Source organism: Labrys wisconsinensis (assembly GCF_030814995.1).
In the GTDB taxonomy this organism is placed as follows: Bacteria; Pseudomonadota; Alphaproteobacteria; order Rhizobiales; family Labraceae; genus Labrys; species Labrys wisconsinensis.
The window spans coordinates 76,917-99,126 of sequence record NZ_JAUSVX010000022.1 but is presented as its reverse complement, the minus strand read 5'-3'; the positions used below and the strand labels follow the sequence as shown (position 1 = coordinate 99,126).

21 protein-coding genes are annotated in these 22,210 nt (G+C 70.4%); 12 read left to right on the top strand and 9 right to left on the bottom strand.

Annotated features, from left to right (window positions below; genetic code table 11):
* Nucleotides 1–48 precede the first annotated feature (48 nt).
* Nucleotides 49–1,173: an ABC transporter substrate-binding protein gene (locus QO011_RS37055; RefSeq protein WP_307283972.1), complete on the bottom strand. Its 1,125-nt coding sequence runs from the start codon at nucleotides 1,171–1,173 to the stop codon at nucleotides 49–51.
* 277 nt (nucleotides 1,174–1,450) lie between these two features.
* Between QO011_RS37055 and QO011_RS37050 the strand changes: the two genes are divergently transcribed.
* Both QO011_RS37050 and QO011_RS37045 read left to right on the top strand, forming a co-directional pair.
* Nucleotides 1,451–2,278, top strand: a complete 828-nt coding sequence (locus QO011_RS37050) for a carbon-nitrogen hydrolase family protein (RefSeq protein WP_307283971.1) — start codon at nucleotides 1,451–1,453, stop codon at nucleotides 2,276–2,278.
* 100 nt (nucleotides 2,279–2,378) lie between these two features.
* Complete coding sequence (locus QO011_RS37045; RefSeq protein ID WP_307283969.1) at nucleotides 2,379–2,684, top strand: hypothetical protein; 306 nt, start codon at nucleotides 2,379–2,381, stop codon at nucleotides 2,682–2,684.
* A gap of 10 nt (nucleotides 2,685–2,694) precedes the next feature.
* Here QO011_RS37045 and QO011_RS37040 read toward each other — a convergent pair whose 3' ends face one another.
* The 6 genes from QO011_RS37040 to QO011_RS37015 form a co-directional block, all read right to left on the bottom strand.
* Nucleotides 2,695–4,227, bottom strand: coding sequence for an acyl-CoA carboxylase subunit beta (locus QO011_RS37040; protein ID WP_307283967.1), 1,533 nt, complete (start codon nucleotides 4,225–4,227; stop codon nucleotides 2,695–2,697).
* Nucleotides 4,228–4,311: 84 nt separating this feature from the next.
* Nucleotides 4,312–5,088 (bottom strand): ATP12 family chaperone protein, encoded by a 777-nt coding sequence (locus tag QO011_RS37035; RefSeq protein ID WP_307283966.1) that lies wholly within the window; start codon nucleotides 5,086–5,088, stop codon nucleotides 4,312–4,314.
* Nucleotides 5,085–5,768: an HAD-IA family hydrolase gene (locus QO011_RS37030; protein ID WP_307283964.1), complete on the bottom strand. Its 684-nt coding sequence runs from the start codon at nucleotides 5,766–5,768 to the stop codon at nucleotides 5,085–5,087. The genes QO011_RS37035 and QO011_RS37030 overlap by 4 nt, the downstream gene beginning before the upstream one ends.
* 252 nt (nucleotides 5,769–6,020) lie before the next feature.
* Complete coding sequence (locus QO011_RS37025) at nucleotides 6,021–7,022, bottom strand: RluA family pseudouridine synthase (RefSeq protein WP_307283962.1); 1,002 nt, start codon at nucleotides 7,020–7,022, stop codon at nucleotides 6,021–6,023.
* A gap of 75 nt (nucleotides 7,023–7,097) precedes the next feature.
* Entirely contained in the window at nucleotides 7,098–7,427 is a 330-nt protein-coding gene (locus tag QO011_RS37020) for an ArsR/SmtB family transcription factor (protein ID WP_307283958.1), read from the bottom strand.
* Nucleotides 7,428–7,429: 2 nt separating this feature from the next.
* Nucleotides 7,430–7,651: a YjiS-like domain-containing protein gene (locus QO011_RS37015; RefSeq protein ID WP_307283956.1), complete on the bottom strand. Its 222-nt coding sequence runs from the start codon at nucleotides 7,649–7,651 to the stop codon at nucleotides 7,430–7,432.
* 148 nt (nucleotides 7,652–7,799) lie between these two features.
* Here QO011_RS37015 and QO011_RS37010 point away from each other — a divergent pair, with 148 nt between their 5' ends.
* The 3 genes from QO011_RS37010 to QO011_RS37000 all read left to right on the top strand — a co-directional run bounded on the left by QO011_RS37010 (nucleotide 7,800) and on the right by QO011_RS37000 (nucleotide 12,283).
* Nucleotides 7,800–8,231: a GFA family protein gene (locus QO011_RS37010; protein WP_307283954.1), complete on the top strand. Its 432-nt coding sequence runs from the start codon at nucleotides 7,800–7,802 to the stop codon at nucleotides 8,229–8,231.
* A gap of 123 nt (nucleotides 8,232–8,354) precedes the next feature.
* On the top strand, nucleotides 8,355–9,719 hold the full coding sequence (locus QO011_RS37005) for a 3' terminal RNA ribose 2'-O-methyltransferase Hen1 (protein WP_307283951.1): 1,365 nt from the start codon (nucleotides 8,355–8,357) through the stop codon (nucleotides 9,717–9,719).
* Nucleotides 9,716–12,283 (top strand): polynucleotide kinase-phosphatase, encoded by a 2,568-nt coding sequence (locus QO011_RS37000; RefSeq protein WP_307283948.1) that lies wholly within the window; start codon nucleotides 9,716–9,718, stop codon nucleotides 12,281–12,283. The genes QO011_RS37005 and QO011_RS37000 overlap by 4 nt, the downstream gene beginning before the upstream one ends.
* A 9-nt stretch (nucleotides 12,284–12,292) precedes the next feature.
* Here QO011_RS37000 and QO011_RS36995 read toward each other — a convergent pair whose 3' ends face one another.
* Together QO011_RS36995 and QO011_RS36990 are read right to left on the bottom strand one after the other, a co-directional pair.
* Entirely contained in the window at nucleotides 12,293–12,904 is a 612-nt protein-coding gene (locus QO011_RS36995) for a LysE family translocator (protein ID WP_307283944.1), read from the bottom strand.
* An 86-nt stretch (nucleotides 12,905–12,990) separates the two neighbouring features.
* Entirely contained in the window at nucleotides 12,991–13,800 is an 810-nt protein-coding gene (locus tag QO011_RS36990) for an AraC family transcriptional regulator (RefSeq protein WP_307283943.1), read from the bottom strand.
* 161 nt (nucleotides 13,801–13,961) lie between these two features.
* Between QO011_RS36990 and QO011_RS36985 the strand changes: the two genes are divergently transcribed.
* The 7 genes from QO011_RS36985 (at nucleotide 13,962) to QO011_RS36955 (ending at nucleotide 22,048) form a co-directional block, all read left to right on the top strand.
* Nucleotides 13,962–14,570: a hypothetical protein gene (locus QO011_RS36985; RefSeq protein WP_307283941.1), complete on the top strand. Its 609-nt coding sequence runs from the start codon at nucleotides 13,962–13,964 to the stop codon at nucleotides 14,568–14,570.
* A 380-nt stretch (nucleotides 14,571–14,950) separates the two neighbouring features.
* Nucleotides 14,951–16,447 carry a M81 family metallopeptidase gene (locus QO011_RS36980; RefSeq protein ID WP_307283939.1) on the top strand — a complete coding sequence of 499 codons (1,497 nt, stop codon included), beginning with the start codon at nucleotides 14,951–14,953 and terminating at the stop codon, nucleotides 16,445–16,447.
* 46 nt (nucleotides 16,448–16,493) lie between these two features.
* Nucleotides 16,494–17,840, top strand: a complete 1,347-nt coding sequence (locus QO011_RS36975) for an ABC transporter substrate-binding protein (RefSeq protein WP_307283937.1) — start codon at nucleotides 16,494–16,496, stop codon at nucleotides 17,838–17,840.
* Between the two features lie 525 nt (nucleotides 17,841–18,365).
* Entirely contained in the window at nucleotides 18,366–19,298 is a 933-nt protein-coding gene (locus QO011_RS36970; protein ID WP_307283934.1) for a carbohydrate ABC transporter permease, read from the top strand.
* Nucleotide 19,299: 1 nt separating this feature from the next.
* Nucleotides 19,300–20,175 carry a carbohydrate ABC transporter permease gene (locus QO011_RS36965; RefSeq protein WP_307283932.1) on the top strand — a complete coding sequence of 292 codons (876 nt, stop codon included), beginning with the start codon at nucleotides 19,300–19,302 and terminating at the stop codon, nucleotides 20,173–20,175.
* Nucleotides 20,176–20,189: 14 nt separating this feature from the next.
* Nucleotides 20,190–21,266: an ABC transporter ATP-binding protein gene (locus QO011_RS36960; protein WP_307283929.1), complete on the top strand. Its 1,077-nt coding sequence runs from the start codon at nucleotides 20,190–20,192 to the stop codon at nucleotides 21,264–21,266.
* 11 nt (nucleotides 21,267–21,277) lie between these two features.
* Nucleotides 21,278–22,048 carry an SDR family NAD(P)-dependent oxidoreductase gene (locus tag QO011_RS36955; RefSeq protein WP_307283925.1) on the top strand — a complete coding sequence of 257 codons (771 nt, stop codon included), beginning with the start codon at nucleotides 21,278–21,280 and terminating at the stop codon, nucleotides 22,046–22,048.
* The last annotated feature ends 162 nt before the right edge of the window (nucleotides 22,049–22,210 follow it).

The window sequence follows — 22,210 nt, the reverse complement described above, 5'->3', positions numbered from 1 at the left end:
GGCACGCCCTGCCGGCACATCGAGGGCAGCCAGCCCGTCGCCCGGGGATCAGCGGGCGACCTTCACCTTGGTCCAGCCCTCCTGGTAGAGCGCCGTCGCCTGACCGGTATCGAGGATGAAATCGGCCTTCCGGATTTTCGCCTCGGGCGGATAGATGGCCGGATTGTTCGCGATCTCGGGCGGCAGAAGCGCCTTTGAGGCATCGACGGTGTTGGCGATCCGCGTCAGGCGCGTGATCTTCGCCGCAACGTCGGGCCGCAGCAGATAGTCCAGGAACTTGTGGGCGGTGGGGATGTTCCTGGAATTGGCGACGATCGCATAGTTTTCGATGAACATCGTCCCGCCCTCGTCGGGGAGCACGAATTTCACCTTCGGATTGTCGGCCATGACCTGCAGGACATTGCCGCTCCAGGCTTCGGCGATACAGGCCTCGCCGGAGGAGACGAGATCGGCGAAGGTGCTGCTGTTGTAACCGCCGAGGACCTTCTTCTGCTCGATCAGCGACGCCGTCGCCTTGGCGATCTCCGCGGGATCTTGGGTGCTGGCGTGGTAGCCGTTCAACTGAAGGCCGGCGATATAGGCACCCAGCATGTTGTCCAGCATGTAGATGCGCCCCTTGTAGGCCTCGCTCCACAGGGCCTTCCAGCTGCTGATCGGCTCCTTCACGCAGTCGGTGTTGTAGGCGAAGCCCGTTGTGCCCCACACCCCCGGGACGGAGTATTTGTTCCCGGCATCATAGGACACCGATTGGAAGAACGCCCCGAGATTGGCGAGGTTCGGCACCTTGGAATGGTCGATCGGAGCGAGAAGGTGCTCCCGCATCAGGATCTGGACGGCATATTGCGTGGGCTGGACCACGTCATATCCAGTCGCGCCGGCCTCCAGCTTGGCAATCATGGATTCGTTGCTGTCATACACGTCGAATGTGACGTCGACGCCGTTTTCCCTGGCAAAGTCGTTCACGACCTCCTCGGGCATCTCGCCGTTCCAGGCATAGACATGCAGGCTTTCCGCCTGCGCCCGGATCGATCCGGCGGCGAACAAGGCGAACACGGCTGACAGAGCGAGAGAGCACCGGCGCAGGCCTGGTCTGATCATCATTTCAGGGTCTCCATGGCTGGATGGCGCCGGTGGATCCGGCATTGTTCGGGCCTTCCTGGGCCCTTGAAGCAAGAGTTCGCGGGCCTCGGCGCGAAACGCCCGCCATCGGCCCCATGTGACGAGAGACCTCCGCCGGGCGACGCCCCGCGTCGTGCCGCGTGGGTCCCGATTGCCGTCGAGACGCCCCCCGCCATGGCTGGCTAGAGAAGATCGATAAAATGCTTATGTCAATTAAAAAACATTGACATAGCCTGAATCGACAAATCAAATGCTCTTGTAGCATTCAAAATGCATTAATCGGGCTGACGGCCATGCCATGCCGCCAAGCTCGGCCAGCGCGGGGTTTCCCTTGAAAGTCGCCCTCATCCAGATGAATGCCGGAGCGGACAAGACCGCGAACTTGGCGGTGGCGGTCCGTCTCATCGATCGCGCCGTGAAGGAGGAGCAGCCCGACCTCGTCATGCTGCCGGAATGCTTCACCGCCTTCGGCGGCACGCGGGACGCGCAGATGGCGTCCGCCGAGTCGTTCCCGGACGGCGAGGCCTACACCCTGCTGAAGGCCGCCGCCGCCCGTCACGGGATCTTCGTCCACGCCGGCTCGCTGAACGAGCGCGACGGCGAGCGGATCTTCAACACCACCGTCGCCTTCGATCGGTCGGGCCGGGAGGTCGCCCGCTATCGCAAGATGCACCTGTTCTCGATCACCACCCCGGACGGGGTGGCCTATGACGAGGGCTGGCTCTACCGGGCGGGCTCGGAGATCGTCACCTATGATCTCGAAGGCGTCACGATCGGCTGCACGATCTGCTACGATCTGCGCTTCCCGGAGCTCTTCCAGGCGCTCGTCCGGCGCGGCGCCGAGATCATCGCCATGCCCGCAGCCTTCACGCTGCAGACCGGCAAGGAACATTGGGAGCCCCTGCTCAGGGCGCGCGCCATCGAGACGCAATGCTTCCTTCTCGCCCCTGCCCTCGAGGGTGCCTACGAGGAGGATGGGGAGATCCTCCACACCTATGGTCATTCGCTGATCGTCGAGCCCTGGGGCACGGTCATCGCCCGGCGCGGCCTCGGCGAGGGCATCGTCGCGGCTCGCCTCGACCTCAGCGCGGTGGCGACGGCTCGCCAGCGCATCCAGCTGGCCGCCCATCGGCGAGCCCGGCCGGTCCGGGACGTCTGATCGACGTCGGCACGCCCGGTTCGCCGGCGGGAACCTCGTGCCCGCCATGGCGGTTGATTCGGCAGTTCGCGCGACGTCCCCGTCCGACGGGAGGCCGAAGATGCACCGCCGTCACGCAGTCTTCATCGCCGCTCTGCCGGCCCTGGCGCTGGCCGGAGCGGCCCAGGCGCTCGACGAGCCCAGCGACGCCGAGGCGACCGCCGCCTATCGGCCCATCGCCCGCTCTCAGGGCGACAGCGGGCAGGAGGCCCTGACCCTGCGCATCAAGTCCTGCGCGCGCCCGGCGGGCCGGCCCGGCGTCCTGTGCGTGACCGCCGTCCGGCCCGGGCCGGATGCCCCGGAGCACGAGGTCACGGTCTATTTCGCCCGCGGGCCGGACAGCGCCTGGGTGGCGGAGGCGAAGTAGCGCCCGCCCCTCAGAGCGGGATGTTGTCGTGCTTCTTGCGTGGGGCTTCCACCGCCTTGGTGCGCAGCATGGCCAGCGCCCGGGCGACGCGTTTGCGGGTCTGCGAAGGCTCGATCACCTCGTCGACATAGCCGCGCTCGGCGGCGACGAAAGGCGAGAGGAAGCGGTCCTCGTAGCGCTTGACCTGCTCGGCGATGACATCGGGTGCGTCGATATCCTGCCGGAAGATGATCTCGACCGCGCCCTTGGCGCCCATCACGGCGATCTGCGCCGTGGGCCAGGCATAGTTGACGTCGGCGCCGACATGCTTGGACGCCATCACGTCATAGGCGCCGCCGAAGGCCTTGCGGGTGATCACCGTGACCAGCGGCACGGTCGCCTGCGAATAGGCGAAGAGCAGCTTGGCGCCATGCTTGATCAGGCCGCCATATTCCTGCGCCGTGCCCGGCAGGAAGCCCGGCACGTCGACCAGGGTGACGATCGGGATCTCGAAAGCGTCGCAGAAGCGCACGAAACGCGCCGCCTTGCGCGAGGCGTCGCTGTCGAGCACGCCGGCCAGCACCATCGGCTGGTTGGCGACGATGCCGATGGTGCGCCCGTCGAGCCGGCCGAAGCCGACGACGATGTTGCGGGCGAAGCTCGCCTGGATCTCGAAGAAGTCGCCCTCGTCGACGAGCTTGGTCACCAGCTCCCTGATGTCGTAGGGCTTGTTGGCGTTGTCGGGCACCAGCGTGTCGAGCGAGGGCTCGATGCGCTCGGGATCGTCGAAGGACGGGATCTCCGGCACGCCGGACGCATTGTTGGCCGGCAGGAAGTCGATGAAGCGGCGCAGCTGCAGCAGCGCCTCGACGTCGTTCTCGTAGGCGCCGTCCGCCACCGAGGACTTCACCGCATGGACGGAGGCCCCGCCCAGCTCCTCGGCGGTCACCGTCTCGTTGGTCACCGTCTTCACCACGTCGGGGCCGGTGACGAACATGTAGCTGGTATCCTTCACCATGAAGATGAAGTCGGTCATGGCCGGCGAATAGACGTCGCCGCCGGCGCAGGGTCCCATGATCACCGAGATCTGCGGGATGACGCCGGAGGCGACGACATTGCGCCGGAACACCTCGCCATAGCCGCCGAGCGCCGCGACGCCCTCCTGGATGCGGGCCCCGCCGGCATCGAACAGGCCGATGATCGGGGCGCGGTTCTTCAGCGCCATGTCCTGGATCTTGTTGATCTTGGCGGCGTGGGTCTCCGACAGCGAGCCGCCGAACACGGTGAAGTCCTTGGCGAACAGGAAGACCTTGCGCCCGTTCACCGTGCCCCAGCCGGTGACGACGCCATCACCGGCGATTCGCATCTTGGCCATGCCGAAATCGACGGCGCGGTGCTCGACGAAGGCGTCGAATTCCTCGAAGGACCCGGCATCGAGCAGGATGTCGATGCGCTCGCGGGCGGTGAGCTTGCCCTTGGCGTGCTGGGCAGCGATGCGCTTCTCGCCGCCGCCGAGGCGCGCCTGGGCGCGGCGGACTTCCAGTTCTTCGAGGATGTGCTTCATGCGGCGGGCGTTTTGCTTGTTCCGCCGCTCGATAGCACGGCGCGAGGCCGGCCCACAATCGATGCCGGCCGCGATCCCCTCGCCTCAGTCCCGTCCGCCCAGCGCCAGCACCCTGGCAGCCGCCTCCATCTCGCGCCAGCGGGCGGCGCGGCGGGCCTGCGCCTCTTCGTCGGCGCCCCAGAGCTCGGTCTGGAAATCCTCGTCGACATGGGCCGCGGCCCAGGCCGCCTCCGGCTCGAGCCGCCGCTCGGCCACGGCCAGCGCCAGGACGGCCGAGCCGGTGAGCGTGGTGAGGACGTGCAGCGCCGCCAGGCCGATCGGGCCGAAGCGCGTGAGCGCCGCCTCGATCGCCGCCAGCGCCTCGGCCGGCTGCTCGGCGAAGACGATGCCCTCGGCCAGGACGAGGCGGGCGCCGTAGCGCGTCGCCGCCCAGTCGAGCAGCGGCGTCCAGGCCTCGGCCTGGCGCAGGACGAGGCGCTCGGGCTCGGCGGCGCGGTAGCACAGCAGGTCGGAGCCGGCATATCGAGCGATCTCGGCCGCCACCGCCGGCATGGCCTCGGCGACGCCGTCGAGGGCGGAATTGACGATGCGCGTCATCGGCATGGTCGAGGGATCGATGCGCTCGCCCTGGGCTGCCCATTCCCCGGCCAGGGCCTCGGCCAGCGCCCGTGACGGCACGGCGAGCAGGCGCTTGCCCGGCGTGCGCGCCACCCGGCCGTCGAGCGCCAGGGCGAAGAGCCCGTCGCGCTCGACCACGCCGGCCTCGGTGTAAAAGCGCCGGGGCAGTTCCGGGCGCAGGCCCTTCTGCGCCGCGCGCCTGGGATCGGGGTCGGAGCCCTCCGGGAACCAGTCGTCGCTCATGACGCCTCCGCCGTGAGTGGAGCGCCGACCAGCGCCGCAAGGTCCTCGAACCGGTCGATGACGCGCTGGGCGCCGCCCTCTCTCAGCATGTCGGGCGTGTGGTTGCCCCAGGCGACGCCGACGGCGCCGGCGCCGGCGGCGCGGGCCATCGTCATGTCCCAGCTGGTGTCGCCGACCACCAGCGTGGCGTCGGCGCGAAAGCCGGTGGCGGCCATGGCCAGAAGGACCATGCCGGGATCGGGCTTGGACGGCGCGTCCTCGGCGGTCTGCACCGTGGCGAAGGCCGCGCGCCAGCCGAAGCGGTCGAGGATATAGTCGATGCCGCGCCGGGTCTTGCCGGTGACGATGCCGAGCACGACGTCGCCGCGGGCGGCGAGGCCGGCGACCACCTCGGCAGCGCCGGGAAACAGCAGCTCGGCATGGGCGGGATCGCCGCGCAGGCGGTGGAAGACTTCGCGGTAGGTCCCGGCCGCCGCGGCCACCAGCGCCTCGTCCGCCTCGGGACCGAGCAGGCGGCGCATCGCCGGGATGAGCGACAGGCCGACGCCGCCGAGCATGAAGGCGCGGTCGAGCGGCTCGCGCCCGTGGCGCGCGAGGGTCTCGACCAGGGTGGCGTGGATGATGTGCTGGCTGTCGACGAGCGTGCCGTCGACGTCGAAGAGGACGAGGTGCTGGGTCAAGGGCGGGGCTTCATGGTGGGTCCGATAACTTGTTTCGCGCGACGCCAGCCACTCCCCTCCCCCTTGTGGGGAGGGGTACGGGGTGGGGGTCCATCAAGACAGGGCGCGACATAGGTCACAAGCGCCCTCTGCAAGCCGGGGCGCCCCATTCCGCACGACCCCCACCCTTTATCCCTCCCCACAAGGGGGAGGGAAGACGCCGGCGTCGTGCCCCTTTCGTCGAGGACCGCATCTCGCCCCGCCACCTGCCCCCTACTCCTCCGGCGCATCCACGATCGGATCATAGGACGACGTATCGAAGCCGAGCATGTCGAAGCTCTGGCGCATGTGCGGGGGCAGCGGGGCGGTGACGTCGAGGGTGCCGCCGCGCGGATGCGGCAGGGTGATGCGGCGCGCATGCAGGTGCAGCTTGTGCGGCAGCCCTTCGGGCAAGGTCTCGAGGCCCTCGCCATATTTGGGGTCGCCGACGATGGGATGGCCGATATGGGCGGTGTGGGCCCTGAGCTGGTGGGTGCGGCCGGTCACCGGCTTGAGGGACAGCCAGGACACGGCGTTGGCGGCACGGTCGACCAGGGAATAGTAGGTCACCGAATGCACCGCGTCCTCGTCGCCGTGCTTCATGATGCGGACGCGCTCGCCCTCGATGCCGAGCTGCTTGGACAGGAACAGCGAGATGCGGCCCTGCTTCGGCGTCGGCACGCCCTTGACCAGGGCCCAGTAGATCTTGCGGGCCGAGCGGGTGCGGAAGATGGCGCCGAGATCGGCCGCGGCCTTGCGGGTCTTGGCCAGGACCAGCACGCCCGAGGTGTCACGGTCGAGGCGATGGACCAGGCGCGGCTTCTCGCCGTCCGGCCCGGCCAGCGCCGCCAGCATGCCGTCGACATGGCGCTCGGTGCCCGAGCCGCCCTGCACGGCGAGGCCGTGCGGCTTGTTGATCACCAGGACGTCGCGGTCCTCGTGCAGGACGAGGCTGCGCAGGTACTCCGCATCCTTCTGGACCTGACCGACGCGCTTCAGCGGCACCGGCGCGCCGGGCGTGTCGTTGCGCGGCAGCGGCGGCACCCGCACGCTCTGGCCGGCGGCGAGGCGGTCGTTGGTCTTGGCGCGCGCGCCGTCGACCCGCACCTGGCCGGAGCGCAGCAGCTTCTGCAGGTGGCCGAAGGCGAGGTCGGGGAAATGCACCTTGAACCAGCGGTCGAGGCGCATGCCGTCCTCGTCCGGCGCAATGGTGCGGGTTTCCACGGTGAAGGTCATCAGGGGTCCGGACGAGACGAAGCGGGATCGGCGCCGGTTTAGAGCAAATCCCCGCCTCTGTCGCCCTCCAAGCACTCACGAGGCCAGGCGCTTCAGCTCCGGCAGGTCGGCCAGGCCCTCGCAGCAATCGTTGACGAAGAACACCACCAGCGCCTGGGTGCGCTCGGCATCGACCCGGCAGCGCTGGATGCGGCCCTCGCGGCTCTGGCTCATCAGGCCGGCGGCGACGAGCTGGGCGATATGGTGCGCCAGGGTCGACTTCGGGATGCCGAGCGCCTTCTGCAGCGCGCCGACCGACATGCCGTCCTGCCCGGCCCGGACCAGCAGGCGGAAAATCTGCAGCCGGTGGGGATGGCCGAGCTCGGCCATGCACCGGGCCGCGACGTCGAAGGCGATATCCTGCATCTCTACCACCCGTGCGGCGCAAACCTGCCGCCATGGACCAGCCCCGCCGGTGCGTCGCGCCGGCGCCCCGGACCGGATCGGTCCACCAGGCGCTCGATGTCGCACCGCTCGACGCCGAGATCGGCCAGCGTGCGATCGCTGAGCCCATCCAGCAGCGCGATGGCGGCCCGACGCTGCCGCGCCGCTCGCGCGTCGTCAAGGATACGCCTGATCCTGTCGAACATGGCAACCTCCATCGTGGTTTCGCCCGGGACGAGTCCGCGGTCCCGGCGCGCCGGATGATCCGGCCCGGTTGCTCCGCGGCTATGGACGTGACTATAGTTCCAGTTATATAGTCCTTTTCTCCAGAACGGCAAGACAGGAATGGGACGGATGGGCTTTCCAGGAGAACCGCGGCAGCTCACCGGCAGCTGCCTGTGCGGCGCGGTGCGCTACACGATACGCGGCCCGGTGCGGGACATCTGGGCCTGCCACTGCAGGTTCTGCCGCCGCCTGCACAGCCATGTCGCCGCCTATGCCGCCTGCGCGCCGGAGGACATCGCCATCGAGGACGGGCGCAAGCTGCGCTGGTACCGGTCCTCGCCCTCGATCCGCCGCGGCTTCTGCGGCAAGTGCGGCGCCCAGATGTTCTATGCGCCGCTGGACGGCGGGCATTTCTCGATCGCGGCGGGAACCCTGGACGAGCCCACCGGCCTCAAGCTCACCCTCCACCTCTGCACGGCGCAGAAGGGCGACTATTACGCCATCGCCGACGACGTGCCGCAGCTCGCGGGCCATCCCAGGAACGGCGCCGGCAACGGCTGAGGGCGCCCGTTCGCAAAGGTGCAACCTGTCGTGGTCCATGATAGGTGAGCGCCCGCCGGCCCGACCGGCGGGGCGCATCTCCGCGCCACGCCGTCCGCTCCGGGACCCGCAGCCTCGCCGCCCATGTTCCTGTCCCTGGCCACCACCCACCAACCCGCGACCGATCTCGGCTTCCTCCTGATGAAGCACCCGGACCGCGTGAACGAGGTCGAGCTCGGCTTCGGCCGCGCCGCGGTGTTCTTCCCGCAGGCCGGGGCGGAGCGCTGCGAGGCGGCGCTGGTGCTGGACGTCGACCCGGTCGGGCTCGTGCGCGGGCGCGGGCAGGCCGACGGCCTCATCGACCAATACGTGAACGACCGGCCCTATGCCGCCTCGTCCTTCCTGTCGGTCGCCCTCAACAAGCTGTTCCGGTCCGCCATGGCGGGGACCTCGCGCGAGCGGCCCGAGCTCGCGGCGATGCCGATCCCGCTCGACATCCGCGTCACGCCCCTGCCCGTCCGCGGCCCCGACGACCTGCTCACATCCCTGTTCGCGCCGCTGGGATGGACGGTCGAGGCCCGGCGCATTCCCGGCGAGCACGGCCCCTCGCGCTACATGGAGGTCCGGCTCGCCGGCACGATGCGCCTCGCCGATGCGCTCAATCACCTCTACGTCCTGATCCCCGTCCTCGACGAGACCAAGCATTACTGGGTCGGCGACGACGAGGTCGACAAGCTGCTGGCCAAGGGCGGCACCTGGCTGGCCGCCCATCCCGAGCGGGTCCTGATCGCCCGGCGCTACCTCAAGCGCCGGGGCGCGCTGGTGCGGGCAGCCCTGGCGCGGCTGGTGTCGGACGACGCGCCCGAGCCGCCGGACCAGGGGACCGACGGACGTGAGGAGACCCTCGAGGCGCCGGTCCGCCTGCACGACCTCAGGCTCGACACCGTTGCCGCCGCCCTGGCGCAGGCCGGCGCCACCAGCGTCGCCGACCTCGGCTGCGGCGAGGGCCGGCTGCTGCAGCGCCTGGTGCAGGACCGCCGCTTCGAGCGGCTGGTCGGGCTCGATGCCTCGGCGCAGGCGCTGGAGCGGGCGGCCGAGCGCCTGAAGCTCGGGCGCGGTCCGGCGCAGGCCCGCGTGACGCTGCTGCACGGCGCCCTCACCTATCGCGACGAGCGCTGGCACGGCGTCGACGCGGCCGCGCTGGTGGAGGTGATCGAGCATCTCGACGCCGATCGCCTGCCGGCCCTTGCTGCCGTGGTGTTCGGCGCGGCCCGGCCGAAGACCGTGATCGTCACCACGCCGAATGCCGAATACAACACGCTCTTCCCGACCCTGGTCGCCGGCGCCTTCCGGCATCCCGACCATCGCTTCGAATGGAGCCGGGCCGAGCTGCGCGCCTGGGCCGCCGACGTCGAGGCGCGCTGGGGCTATCGGGCCGAGCATTCCGGCATCGGCGAGGTCGATCCCGAGCGCGGACCGATCTCGCAGCTGGTGGTGTTCACCCGATGAGCACCCCGGAGCCGACCCGTCTCGACATTCCCGACTTCGCCCTGGTGGTGCTGATCGGCGCCACCGGCTCGGGCAAGTCGACCTTCGCCGCGCGCTGGTTCGCGCCGACGGAGGTGATCTCGTCCGACCGCTGCCGTGGGCTGATCAGCGACGACGAGACCGACCAGTCGGTGTCGGCGGACGCCTTCGAGCTGGTCGCCGCCATCGCCGGATTGCGGCTGAAGCACCGCCGCCTCACGGTGATCGACGCCACCAATGTCCGGGCGGCCGACCGCAAGCCCTGGATCGAGCTGGCGCGGCGCTGGCACGCCCTGCCGGTCGCCATCGTGCTCGATCCCGGGCTGAAGGTCTGCGTCGCCCGCAACGCCCTGCGGCCGGACCGGGCTTTCGGGCCGAGCGTGCCCGAGCGCATGATCCGGGAGATCCGCAAGAGCTTCGGCGGCCTGCAGCGCGAGGGCTTCCGCCAGGTCTGGCGCCTGTCGTCGACGGACGCGATCGAGGCTGCCACGGTCGAGCGCAAGCCGCTCTGGACCGACCGGCGCGCCGATGCCGGCCCGTTCGACATCGTCGGCGACGTGCACGGCTGCGCCGACGAGCTCATCGCCCTGCTGGAGAGCCTCGGCTACCGCGTCGCCCTCGACGGCGACGCCGTCGACATCGGGCCGCCCGCGGGGCGCAAGCTCGTCTTCGTCGGCGACCTCGTCGACCGTGGTCCCCGCACGCCCGACGTGCTGCGCATCGTCATGGCGGCGGTGGGAGCGGGGCACGCCCTGGCGGTCATGGGCAACCACGACCGCAAGCTCGCCCGCTGGATGGCGGGCCGAGCCGTGACCGTCAGCCACGGGCTGCAGGAGTCCATCGACCAGCTCGCGGCGCAGACGCCGGCCTTCCAGGCGAAGGCGAAGGCTTTCCTCGACGACCTGCGCAGCCATTACTGGCTCGACGGCGGCCGGCTGGCCGTCGCCCATGCCGGCCTCAAGCAGGAGATGATCGGCCGCGGCTCCCCGGCGGTGCGCGACTTCGCCCTCTATGGCGAGACTACCGGCGAGACCGACGAGTTCGGCCTGCCGGTGCGGCTCGACTGGGCGGCGAACTACCGCGGCGGGACGGCTGTCGTCTACGGCCATACGCCGGTGCCGGAAGCCGAATGGGTCAACAACACGCTGTGCCTCGACACGGGCTGCGTGTTCGGCGGCAGGCTGACCGCCCTGCGCTGGCCGGAACGGCAGCTGGTGAGCGTCCCGGCGCGGCGGACCTATGTGGAGCCCGTCCGCCCGCTCGCGCCGGCCGGCGACGGCCGGTCCGGCCAGGCCGAGGCCGATGCGATCCTCGACCATGCCGACGTCTCCGGCCGCCGCTGGATCGACACGACCCTCCTGAAGCGCATCGTCGTCGCCGAGGAGAACACATCGGCGGCCCTGGAGGTGATGAGCCGCTTCGCCGTCGCGCCGCAATGGCTGATCCATCTGCCGCCCACCATGTCGCCGGTTGAGACCAGCGCCGAGGCGGCCTGGCTGGAGCGGCCGGAGGAAGCCTTCGCCTTCTATCGCGATCGCGGGCAGAGCCACGTCGTGCTGGAGGAAAAGCACATGGGCTCGCGCGCCCTGGTCGCGCTCTGCCGCGACGAGGCCGTGGCCCGGCGCCGCTTCGGCACCGCCGCCGTCGAAGCCGGGGCGATCTGGACCCGCACCGGCCGCCCCTTCCTCGCCGACCGGGCCATGAGCGAAGGCCTGATCGGTCGTATCCGCCGCGCCGCGGATGCCGCCGGGTTGTGGGAGGATCTCGCCACCGACTGGCTGCTGCTCGACGCCGAGATCATGCCCTGGTCGGCCAAGGCCTCGAGCCTGATCGAGCGGCAATATGAGCCGGTCGCCCTGGCGGCGTGCGCCGGGCTCGCGGCGGCGCTCGACGCGGCGGGCCGGGCGGCCGGCCGGGGCGTCGCCGTCGAGGCGGCGCGCGACCGGCTGGCGACGCGGCTGGAGAAGGCCGAGCGCTATGCCAGCGCCTGGCGGCCCTATGCCTGGCCGGTCCGCGGCGTGGAGGACCTCCGCGTCGCACCCTTTCACCTGCTCGCCAGCGAGGGGGCGGTGCATTTCGACAAGGACCATCCCTGGCACCTCGCCATGGCGGAGCGGCTGGTCGACGCAGACGAGGCGACCTTCGCCCGCACGCGCTCGCTGCACCTCGCCCTCGACGATGCCGCGGCCTGCGCCGCGGCGATCGCCTGGTGGGAGGTGCTGACGGCCGAAGGGGGCGAAGGCATGGTGGTCAAGCCGCTCGCGTTCGTGCCGCGGGGCGCGAAGGGGCTGATCCAGCCGGCGATCAAGGTGCGGGGGCGGGAGTATCTGCGCATCATCTACGGGCCTGAATACGACCTGCCCGACAATCTCGTCCGCCTCAGGCAACGCCGCCTCGGCGGCAAGCGCGCCCTGGCCCTGCGCGAGTTCGCCCTGGGGCACGAAGCCCTGGCGCGCTTCGTCGCCGGCCAACCGCTGCGGAAGGTGCACGAATGCGTCTTCGCCATCCTGGCCCTGGAGAGCGAGCCGATCGACCCGCGCCTGTAAGCGCGCCTCTCACCGCTCCGCCAGCGCCAGCCGCGCGCCGAGCAGGACGAAGGCGGCGGCAAAGCTGCGACGCGTCCAGGCGAGGATGCGCGGGCGGGCGGCGAGCCGGTCGCGCACCGCGGCGGCGAAGAGACCATAGCCGGCAAAAATCACGAAGGTCATGGCCATGAACACCCCGCTGAGCGCCAGCATGCGCGCCAGCGGATGGGCCTCGCTCGGGCCGACGAATTGCGGCAGGAAGGCCAGGAAGAAGATCGACAGCTTCGGGTTGAGCAGGTTGACCAGGATCGCCTTGACCGCGATGCCGCGCAGCGACCGGGCCGGCGCATCCCGTTCGATGGCGAGCGGCCCGTCCTCCCTGAGGGCGCCCCAGGCCATGGTGAGGAGATAGGCGACGCCGAGATACTGGAAGGCGTGGAACACCACCGCGCTGGTGTGCAGGATCGCCGCCAGCCCGCCGATGGCCGCGGCGAGATGCGGCACGATGCCGAGCGTGCAACCGAAGGCGGCGGCAAGGCTGGCGCGCGGCCCGCGCGAGAGCCCGGCCGCCAGGGTGTAGAGCACGCCGGTGCCGGGCGAGGCGACGACGACGAGGCAGGTGATGAGGAATTCGAGGCTCATGGCGCGCTCCCAAGGCAGGCTCCGCGATCCGCGGATGCCCCAGGCAAGCGTATCGGCCCCGGCCGGTCTTGAACGCGATTGCGGGGTCAGGCCGTCGCCGCGGCATAGGCGCCCGGCGCGAGGCCATAGGCGCGCACGAAGAGCCGCGTCATGTGGCTCTGGTCGGCGAAGCCGCTCGCCGCCGCGGCGTCGGCCAGCCGCGTGCCGCGGCCGATCAGCCGGCGGGCGAGGTCGATGCGCCGCTGCACGAGATAGGCATGCGGGGTGAGGCCGGTGGCGGCGGCAAAGCCACGCAGCACCTGGAACCGGCTGAGGCCGCTGACGCGGGCGAGATCGGCCAGCGTCACCGGCGCCGCCGGGTCGTCGTCGATCAGGCCGCGGGCCCGGCGGATGGCCGCGGGGGCGGACCGCGCGGCGTCGCGCCGGCTGCGCTCGTGGGCGACGGCGCCGAGGAGATCGAGCAGCAGCCCCTCCTCATGCAGGCCCGGCACGCCGCCGCTGCCGTCGGTCAGGGCGGCGAACAGGCGCGCGAACGGGACGGCGGCTGCGGATTGCCGGAGCGCCGGCCAGGTGAACTCGTAGTCGCGGATGTGGTCCTGGCTGATGTCGGCGGCGGCGGCCCGCACGACGGCCGGATCGAAGTAGAGCATGCGCCAGGATCGGCCGGCATCGCCGATCGGCGCGCCGTCGTGCACCTCGCCGGGATTGACGGTGATGATGTCGCCGGCGCCGGCCTCGACCATGCCGCGGCTGCTCGAGGAGCGATGCGCCCCGCGATGGATCAGGCCGATGCCGTAATGCTCGTGGCTGTGGCGGGCGAAGACGTGGCGCGTCTGCGCCTCCACCGCCTGGACGCCGGCGAGCCTGCAGCGCAGCATGCGGACCTGGCCCTTCATCGTCTCCCGCGTCCGTCGATCGGCCTCGGCTCTTGTCGTCCATGCAGGCGAACCTGGCAAGGGCAGCACTGCCCGAAATGCCCCCCTCGTTGACAGATCTTCCGCAAGGGAAGAGTCTCCGATGCAGGGCTCACGGAGCGGGCGGTTGGGGCATGTCGCGCATGAGATGGATCGCACTCGTTCTCCTGATGCTCTGCAGCCCTGCGCTCGCCGGGCAAGTGGAGGCCCGCTTCGAGCAGGCGGCCGACCTCACGGTAGAATTCGCGAGCTGCGGCAACAGTTTCGCCTTCAAGGCCGGCCTGGCCAAGGAGCGCGCCGTCTTCGCCGCCGTCGAGGGCAAGCTGAAGCGGCGTTGCCTGCCCTATCTGGAGAAGGCGCGGGCCCTGCTGGTCGAGGCGGGCAACGCCCAGGCGAAGGCCACCAGCGCGAGCGCCGTCTATCGCAGCGTCCGCGGCGCGTTCATGGCGTCGTTCGAGCGCGGCGTGCGCAAGCAGAGGGAGGTCCTGGCCGCGGTCGACCGGTCGGACATCCATGGCCTGCCGATGCATCGGCTGACCCAGTGCAGCCTGGACTTCGCCAACGACTATGCCGGCTCGAAGCTCGGCTCGTCGGCCCTGTTTGCGGCGATCAGCCGCCATTGTCGGGCGCAGGAGGACGCTTTTCGCCGGACCTTCGCCGCCGACACGCCGGAAGACCGATTCCAGGCCGCCTTCCGCACGGTCTATGCCGGGCCGGTCGGCGACGTCCTGCTCTCCGGAACGGACCGGTAGCCGCGTCCGTCCGGCGCGAGCGCGGCCATTGCGCGGCGCCGATCGACCCGTGTTTCCACCTCTGCGGCCGTGCCGCGGATTTGTGAAGCCGGCTCAGGCCTGATCCACCAGCAGCGGCTCGCCGGACCCGGACGGGACCGTGCACGTCATTTCGACGGGACGCCCGTCCCGCGTGCGGACGCCGGCGGAGGCCGGCTGCCGTGCCACGACCCGACGGCGGATGCTGTCCATGCAGCAACCCACGGAGCAGCAGACGCATCGCTGCATCCGGATGCAGAAAGCTGTTGCATCCGGATGCAGTTGTTGCTTATCTCACGCATCCGACGAGCCCGGGAGCCCCTGCCGGCCACCGGATAATCCGATTGCGGAGGGTCCGGCCGATGGTCAAGGTGCTGCTCCTCGAATGCATGCAGGAGATCTCCTCGTTCAATCCGGTGCCGTCGGACTACGACAAGTTCCGCGTCGAGCCCGGCGACGCCATGCTGGGGCAGCGCGGCCTCAACACCGCCGTCGGCGGCGCGCTCGGCGTGCTGGAGGCCGAGGCCGACGTCACGGTCGTGCCCGGCTACGGCGCCCGCTCCGACAGCGCCGGGCCGCTCTCGGCCTCGGGCTGGCGGCGCCTGTCCTCCGAGCTGCTGGCTGCGGTGGACGACAGCGCCGGCGGCATCGACGCCGCCTTCGTCTCGCTCCACGGCGCCATGGCCGCCGACGGCGAGCTCGACCCGGAAGGCCATCTGCTCGGCGAGATCCGCAGGCGCCTCGGGCCGGACAAGCCGATCGTCGTCTCGCTGGACCTGCACGGCATCCTGACCGCGCGGATGATCCGGGCGGTGGACGGCCTGGCCATCTACTACACCTACCCCCACCGGGATTTCGCCGACACCGGCGCGCGCGCCGCCCGCGTGCTGCTCCGGCTGCTGCGCGAGCGGCCTCGGACGCACATCGTCCGCGTGCCGATCCCGGCGCTGGTGCGCGGCAACGAGCTGATCACCGATACCGGCGTCTACGGCACCTTCCTCGCCGCATGCCGCGACCTGGAAGGCAGCGGCGCGGCGATGGCGGCCGGGGTGATGATCGGCAATCCCTTCACCGACGTGCCGGAGCTCGGCAGCCAGGTGGTCGTCATGACCGAGCGCGACCCGGCCGAGGCGGCCGTCGCGGCGGAGATGATCGCGGCCTCCTTCTGGTCCGAGCGCAAGCGCATGCAGGCCCGGCTGACGCCGCTGGCGGAGGCGATCGCCATTGCCACGGCGACGCCGGGGACCGTGGTGTTCAGCGACGCCGCCGACGCGCCCTCCTCCGGCGCCAGCGGCGATTCCAACCTGCTGATCAGGGGCCTTCGCGACGCCGGCTACGGCCGCCGCGTCCTCGCCCAGATCGTCGACGCGCCGGCGGCCGCGGCGGCGCACCGGGCCGGCGTCGGCGCCACCATCGCGGTGACGCTCGGCGGCAGCCTCGACCGCCGGCGCTTCCCCCCGATGGCGGTCAGCGCGCGGGTGCAGCTCCTGTCCGACGGCCGCTCGCGGCTGGAGACCATGGGCATCCCGCTCGATGCCGGGCCGACCGCGGTGCTGACCTTCGACAATTTCACGGTCGTGGTGCTGACGCGCTCGGTCAGCCTGTTCGACCGGGCGATGTATTATTCGAACGGCATCGACCCCGTCGACCACGACCTCGTCGTGGTCAAGTCGCCGCATGCCGAGCACCACATGTACGACGCCTGGGCGGCGCGCAATCTCGTCGTCGACGTCGCCGGCTCGACCTCGGCGAACCTGCCGACCCTCGGCCACCGCGTCTGCCGCCGGCCAATGTTCCCGCTGGACGCGGATGTCCCGTTCACGCCGCGGGCGGAGATCTACGCCGCCGAGAGTGCTTAGGCCTGGCGGCGCCGCGGGCCGCCGGAACGACAAGGGAGGGACTGCGATGTCGAGAGCGAAGACCGTCTGGACCATGCGTCGCCGGAAGCCCGGCCTCGAAGCGGGGCACGTCCATGGCCGACGCCGCGGCGCGCCGGCGCGCCTGCTCGCCGGCGCCGCCCTGCTCGCCGCCGGCCTCGGCGCGGGCGCGCCCGCGGGTGCCGAGACGCTGACCTTCTCGGTGATGGCCTCCGGCACCTACGACAAGGCCGCCGCCGGCCTGGCGCCCGCCTTCGAGGCCAGGACCGGCGCCAAGACGGTGATCGCCGCCTTTCCCTGGGCGATCCTGCGGCAGAACAACATCACCGACGTCGTCACCGGCACCAACCAGTACCAGGTGATGAGCGGCGGCTTCTATCTCGTCGACATCTATCCGCATTTCGTGCCGCTCGGCGACCGCATCAAGCAGGACAAGCTGGCCGACGGCATGATCCCGGGCCTGATGGACCCCGGCCGCTCGGAATATTTCAACGGCCAGCAGATCGGCTTTCCCTACGGCACCGACGTCTACGGCGTCATGGTCAACGACGATCTCCTGAAGCGGGCCGGCGTCGAGGCGAGCTTCAAGACCTGGAGCGATTTCCTCGCCGCCTGCCCGACGATCGAGAGCAAGCTGCCGGGCGTCGCCTGCTTCTCGCATCCCACCGGCAGCCCCGAGCAGATCAGCGCCATCTTCCTCGGCGCCTATGCCGGCACCTTCATCAACGCCGCCGGCAGGTACGAGCTCGACACGGCCAAGGCGGCCGCGGCGGGCAAGCTGCTGGCCGAGCTGTGGAAGCACCTGCCCAAGCAGGGCAGCGCCATGTCCTTCGACGAGGCCAACGCCGCGTTCCGGGACGGCAAGGCCGCCATGCTGGTGACCTGGCCCTCCTTCGCCAACAAGTTCCTCGACGAGGACGCCAGCCCGATCAAGGGGCACTGGCACCAGGTCTCCTTCCCCGGGCCAGGCTTCCCCTATCTCAGCCAATGGCAGCTGTTCCTGGTGGATTCCGCCCCCGACAAGGACCTGGCCTGGGCCTGGATCAAGACGTTCGCCGGGCCGGAGAACGCCAGGCAGAACTACGAGAGGTTCGGCATCGGCTCGCCCTGGAAGGCGCTCTACGAGGACCCCGAGCTCAAGGCGGCCCATGCCCATGACTGGCCCGCCAGGCTCGCCGACCTGCCGCGGGCGCAGAATCCGGTGCTTTCGGGCGAAGCGTTGGATTTCCTCAACAACACCCTGCAGGATATCGCCAATGGCCGCGTCTCGCCGGAGGACGGCGTCGCCGCGATCAACGCCGCCTGGGCCAATTTCCCGGTGCCACCGACGCTGATGGAGACCGCCAGGAGCGTCGGCGCGGTCGCCGCGCGCTGACGCGGGGCGCGGAACCGGTGCGCGGGCCTGCCGACCCAAATTTGGCTTTCGTCGAACACGCTCTGCAGCAAGGCGTCGTCCGGGGACAAGTGAGGCGGCCCGTCATGGCCGAACTTGATCCCATAGGCGCTAAGATAAGAAGGTGGTGGCCAGTTGGGCGCGACGTCGATCAATCCCCTCCCCCTTGTGGGGAGGGGTAAGGGGTGGGGGTCCATCAGGATATGTCGAGACCGATGTCTACGACCCCCACCCTTTATCCCTCCCCACAAGGGGGAGGGAAGGCACAGGCGTCGCGCAAATCTTACAAAGGCGCGTCACGCACAGCGCGATATTTGCCTCCCGGCAGGCCTTATCTTAGCGCCTATGGGACTTGATCCGGCCATCCCTGGCGAGATCGAATCCGATCTCGCGGGGAACACCGGCCGACGTCGCGTTCGCGTGGATGGCCGGGACCAGCCCGGCCATGACGGCGGAAAGCGCGGCGTATCTATCTGCGAATGCCCATTCAGCGCGAGGACGGAACGCATGCAGCTGTCGCGATCGATATGGGCCCTCGCCGACCGGCTGGAAAGCGGGATCGGCGAGCGCGGCATCCTCCTCGCCTTCATGGCGCCGGCGGTGACGATCATCGTCGTCGCCCAGTTCTATCCCCTCGCCTATTCGCTCTATATCTCCCTGGTCGACTGGACGCTGTCGCGCTCGATGACGCCCGGCGGCTTCGTCGGCCTCGCCAACTACACCCGCATGGGCAGCGACGGCGTGCTGGCGCAGGCGGTCTGGCGCACGATCTGGTTCGCCCTGGCGAGCACCGCCGCCCAGACGATCCTCGGCTTCACGCTCGCCTATGTCACCCTCGGCGAGAGCCGGGCGCTGCGCCTCGCCCGCACCATCCTGATCCTGCCGATGGTGATCGCGCCGGTCGCGGTCGGCACGATCTGGCGCATGATGCTGAGCGCCCGGGTCGGACCGGTCAACCAGGTGCTGCGCGACCTCGGGCTGCCGACGCCCGACTGGCTCGGCGACCCGACGCTGGCCATGGTGTCGATCGTCATCATCGACGTGTGGGAATGGACGCCGTTCGTGTTCGTCATCTTCGCGGCGGCGCTCGCCTCGCTGCCGGCCGAGGTGCTGCGGGCGGCGGAGGTGGACGGCGCCACGCCCTGGCAGATCCTGCGCATGGTGATCCTGCCGATGCTGGCGCCGGTCGGCCTCCTGGTGGTGATGTTCCGCCTGCTCGACGCGCTGCTGACGCTCGACGTGGTCTTCACCACCACCTTCGGCGGGCCGGGCTTCGCCACCCACACGCTGAGCTTCTGGATCTACCAGCAGGGCCTGCGCTACTTCAACATCAGCTACGCCGCGGCGATCTCCTGGACGACGCTGCTCGGCTGCATGCTGCTGGTCGCAGGCCTGCTGGCCTGGCGAGCGCGGATCGCGCGCTGGCAGAAGGAGGCCTGAGATGGCGGCCGCGCCTCGTCCCGCCGAAGCCGCACCCGGCCGTCTCGGCGGCCTCATCCGCCCGGCGGCGCTCGCCGCCGGCATCCTCCTCGCCCTGGCAGTGGCGCTGGCGCCGTTCTTCGTGCTGTTCGGCAACAGCCTCCGGCCGGCCGACGAGTTCCTCTCGGACAAGGCGGGGCTGTGGCCGTCGCGGCTCACCTTCGATTACTATGCCGCCGTGCTGAGCGCCGACAGCACCACCCTCCACATCCTCCTGAACTCGCTCGTGGTCACCACGGCGACCACGCTGATCTCGGTCTCGACCGGCTGCCTCGTCGCCTATGCTCTGGCGCGGCTGCGGCTGCCCTTCCGCCTTTCGACCGTGATCGGGCTGACCTTCCTGATCGTGCGCTTCTATCCCAAGATCACCATCGCCATCCCCTATTTCGTGCTGATGCGCGATCTCGGGCTGCGCGACACCTATGCCGCGGTGGTCATCGCCCATGTCAGCATGACGCTGCCGGTGGTGGTCTGGCTGATGCTCGCCTTCTTCGAGGATTTCCCGCGCCAGATCGAGCAGTCCGCCATGATGGACGGCTGCGGGCTCCTGCGGCGCTTCTTCGTCATCGTCCTGCCGCTGACCATGCCGGCCATCGCCACGGCGGCGCTGCTCACCGCCTTCTTCTCCTGGAACGAATTCCTGTTCGCCTCGGCCGTCGGGCCGCTCAACGCCAGGACGCTGCCGGTGGAGATCTCCGGCTTCATCACCGACAAGGGCACGGCCTGGGGGCCGATGTCGGCGATGGGCACGATCATCGTGCTGCCGGTGATGCTGCTGGCGCTCGCGGCGCAACGCTATCTCGTGCGCGGCCTCACCGCCGGCGCGGTCAAGGGGTGACCATGGCAGGCCTGATGCTCGCAGACGTCTGGAAGTCCTTCGGCTCGGTGGCGGCGGTCAAGGCCCTCGATCTGGAGATCCGCGACCGGGAGTTCGTCTCCTTCCTCGGCCCCTCCGGCTGCGGCAAGACCACGACCCTCAACATGATCGCCGGCCTGGAGACGCCGAGCCGCGGCCGCATCCTGATGGATGGCGGCGACGTCACGAGGGTGCCGCCGCGGCTGCGCAACTTCGCCATGGTGTTCCAGGGCTATGCCCTCTATCCCCACATGACGGTGGCCGAGAATATCGGCTTTGCCCTGCGGGTGCGCAATCTCGACCGGAGCGAGATCGGTCGGCGCGTCGCCGATGCCGCCGAGCGGCTGGAGCTGAAAGACGTGCTCGGCCGCTACCCCAGGCAGCTCTCGGGCGGGCAGCGCCAGCGCGTGGCGCTCGGCCGCGCCTTCGTGCGCGACCCGCATGTCTTCCTCCTGGACGAGCCCCTGTCCAACCTCGATGCGGTGCTGCGGGTCCAGACCCGCGTCGAGCTCAAGCGCCTGTTCGCCGAGCTCGACACCACGGCCGTCTACGTCACGCACGACCAGGCCGAGGCGATGACGATGAGCGACCGCATCGCCGTGTTCCGGCACGGCGTGCTGCAGCAGTTCGACACGCCGCTCGCCATCTATCGCAGCCCGGCCAACCTGTTCGTCGCCACCTTCGTCGGCAGCCCGCCGATGTCGGTGGTCGACGCCACCCTGGACGAGGACGGCAGCCTGCGGCTGCTCGGCGCCGCGCTGCCCCTGCCCGAGCCGGTGCGAGCCCGGCTGCGCACCGGCGAGACCTATCGTCTCGGCCTCAGGGCCGAGGACCTCGCCCTCGCCCCGACGGCGGCGCCGGCCATGCGGGTCGACGTGGTCGAGCATCTCGGCGCCGCCAGCATCGTGCATCTCTCCTCGCCCCATGGCCGGCTGATCGCGCAGTCCGGCCCGACCGAGCCGGCCCGGGCCGGCGACGTCGTCGGCGTGCGCATCGACCCCGCGATGCTCTATCTCTTCGAGCGCCAGGGCGGCACGGCGGTGCTGACGCCCGGCCTCGCCACGGCCCGCTGAGGAGACGCACCATGGCCCCACGCCTCGCCGGCCTCTCCGCCATCGTCACCGGCGCCGCCGGCGGCATCGGCGGTGCCATCGCCACCGGCTTCCGGGCCGAGGGCGCGCGCGTCGTCGGCCTCGACAAGACAGCGCCGGCCCGCCACGGGCTCGACGCGTTCCTGCGCTGCGACGTCGCCGTCCCCGACGCGGTCGAGACCGCCATGGCCGACGCCCTGGCGCGGCTCGAAGGGCGGCTCGACATCCTGGTCACGGCCGCGGCCCTGACCGGCGGGCGCGGCCGCTTTCCCGACGTGACCGACGCGGAATGGGACAGCTATCTCGCCGTCAATCTCGGCGGCACCTTCCGGGCCTGCCGTGCCGCCGCCCGGGCGATGATCGCCGGCGGCCGCGGCGGCAGCCTGATCACCATCGGCTCGGTCAATGCCCTGGCGGCAGAGGCGGCGGCCTCGCCTTATGTCGCCTCGAAGGGCGGCGTCGCCCTCTTGACCCGCGCCATGGCGGTGGATCTGGCGGCCCACGGCATCCGCGCCAACATGATCGCGCCGGGGCCGGTGGAGGTGCCGCGCAACAGCGCCCAGTTCCGCTCGGCGCCGTTCCGGCAGGGCCTGGCAGCGACCGTGCCGATGGGCGTGGCGGGCCGGCCGGAGGACATCGCCAATGCGGCGCTGTTCCTGGCCGAGGAGGCCTCGCGCATGGTGACGGGCACGACCCTGGTGGTCGACGGCGGGCTGATGGCGCGCCTGCCGGACTTGACGCCCGGGGATGCGCAGACGTCCTAGCTACGCCTGCGCAGAGATCATGACACCCGGGGAGGTTATCGAGCTTGATACATGGCGAGCCCCATGCAACGAAGGCCCAGGCTTGCCAATTGCGCCGCGTACGGTCAGTCTCGGCTTAGCAAGACGTTTACCAGGTTTGTGTCGTTGTATTCTCTCATCGGG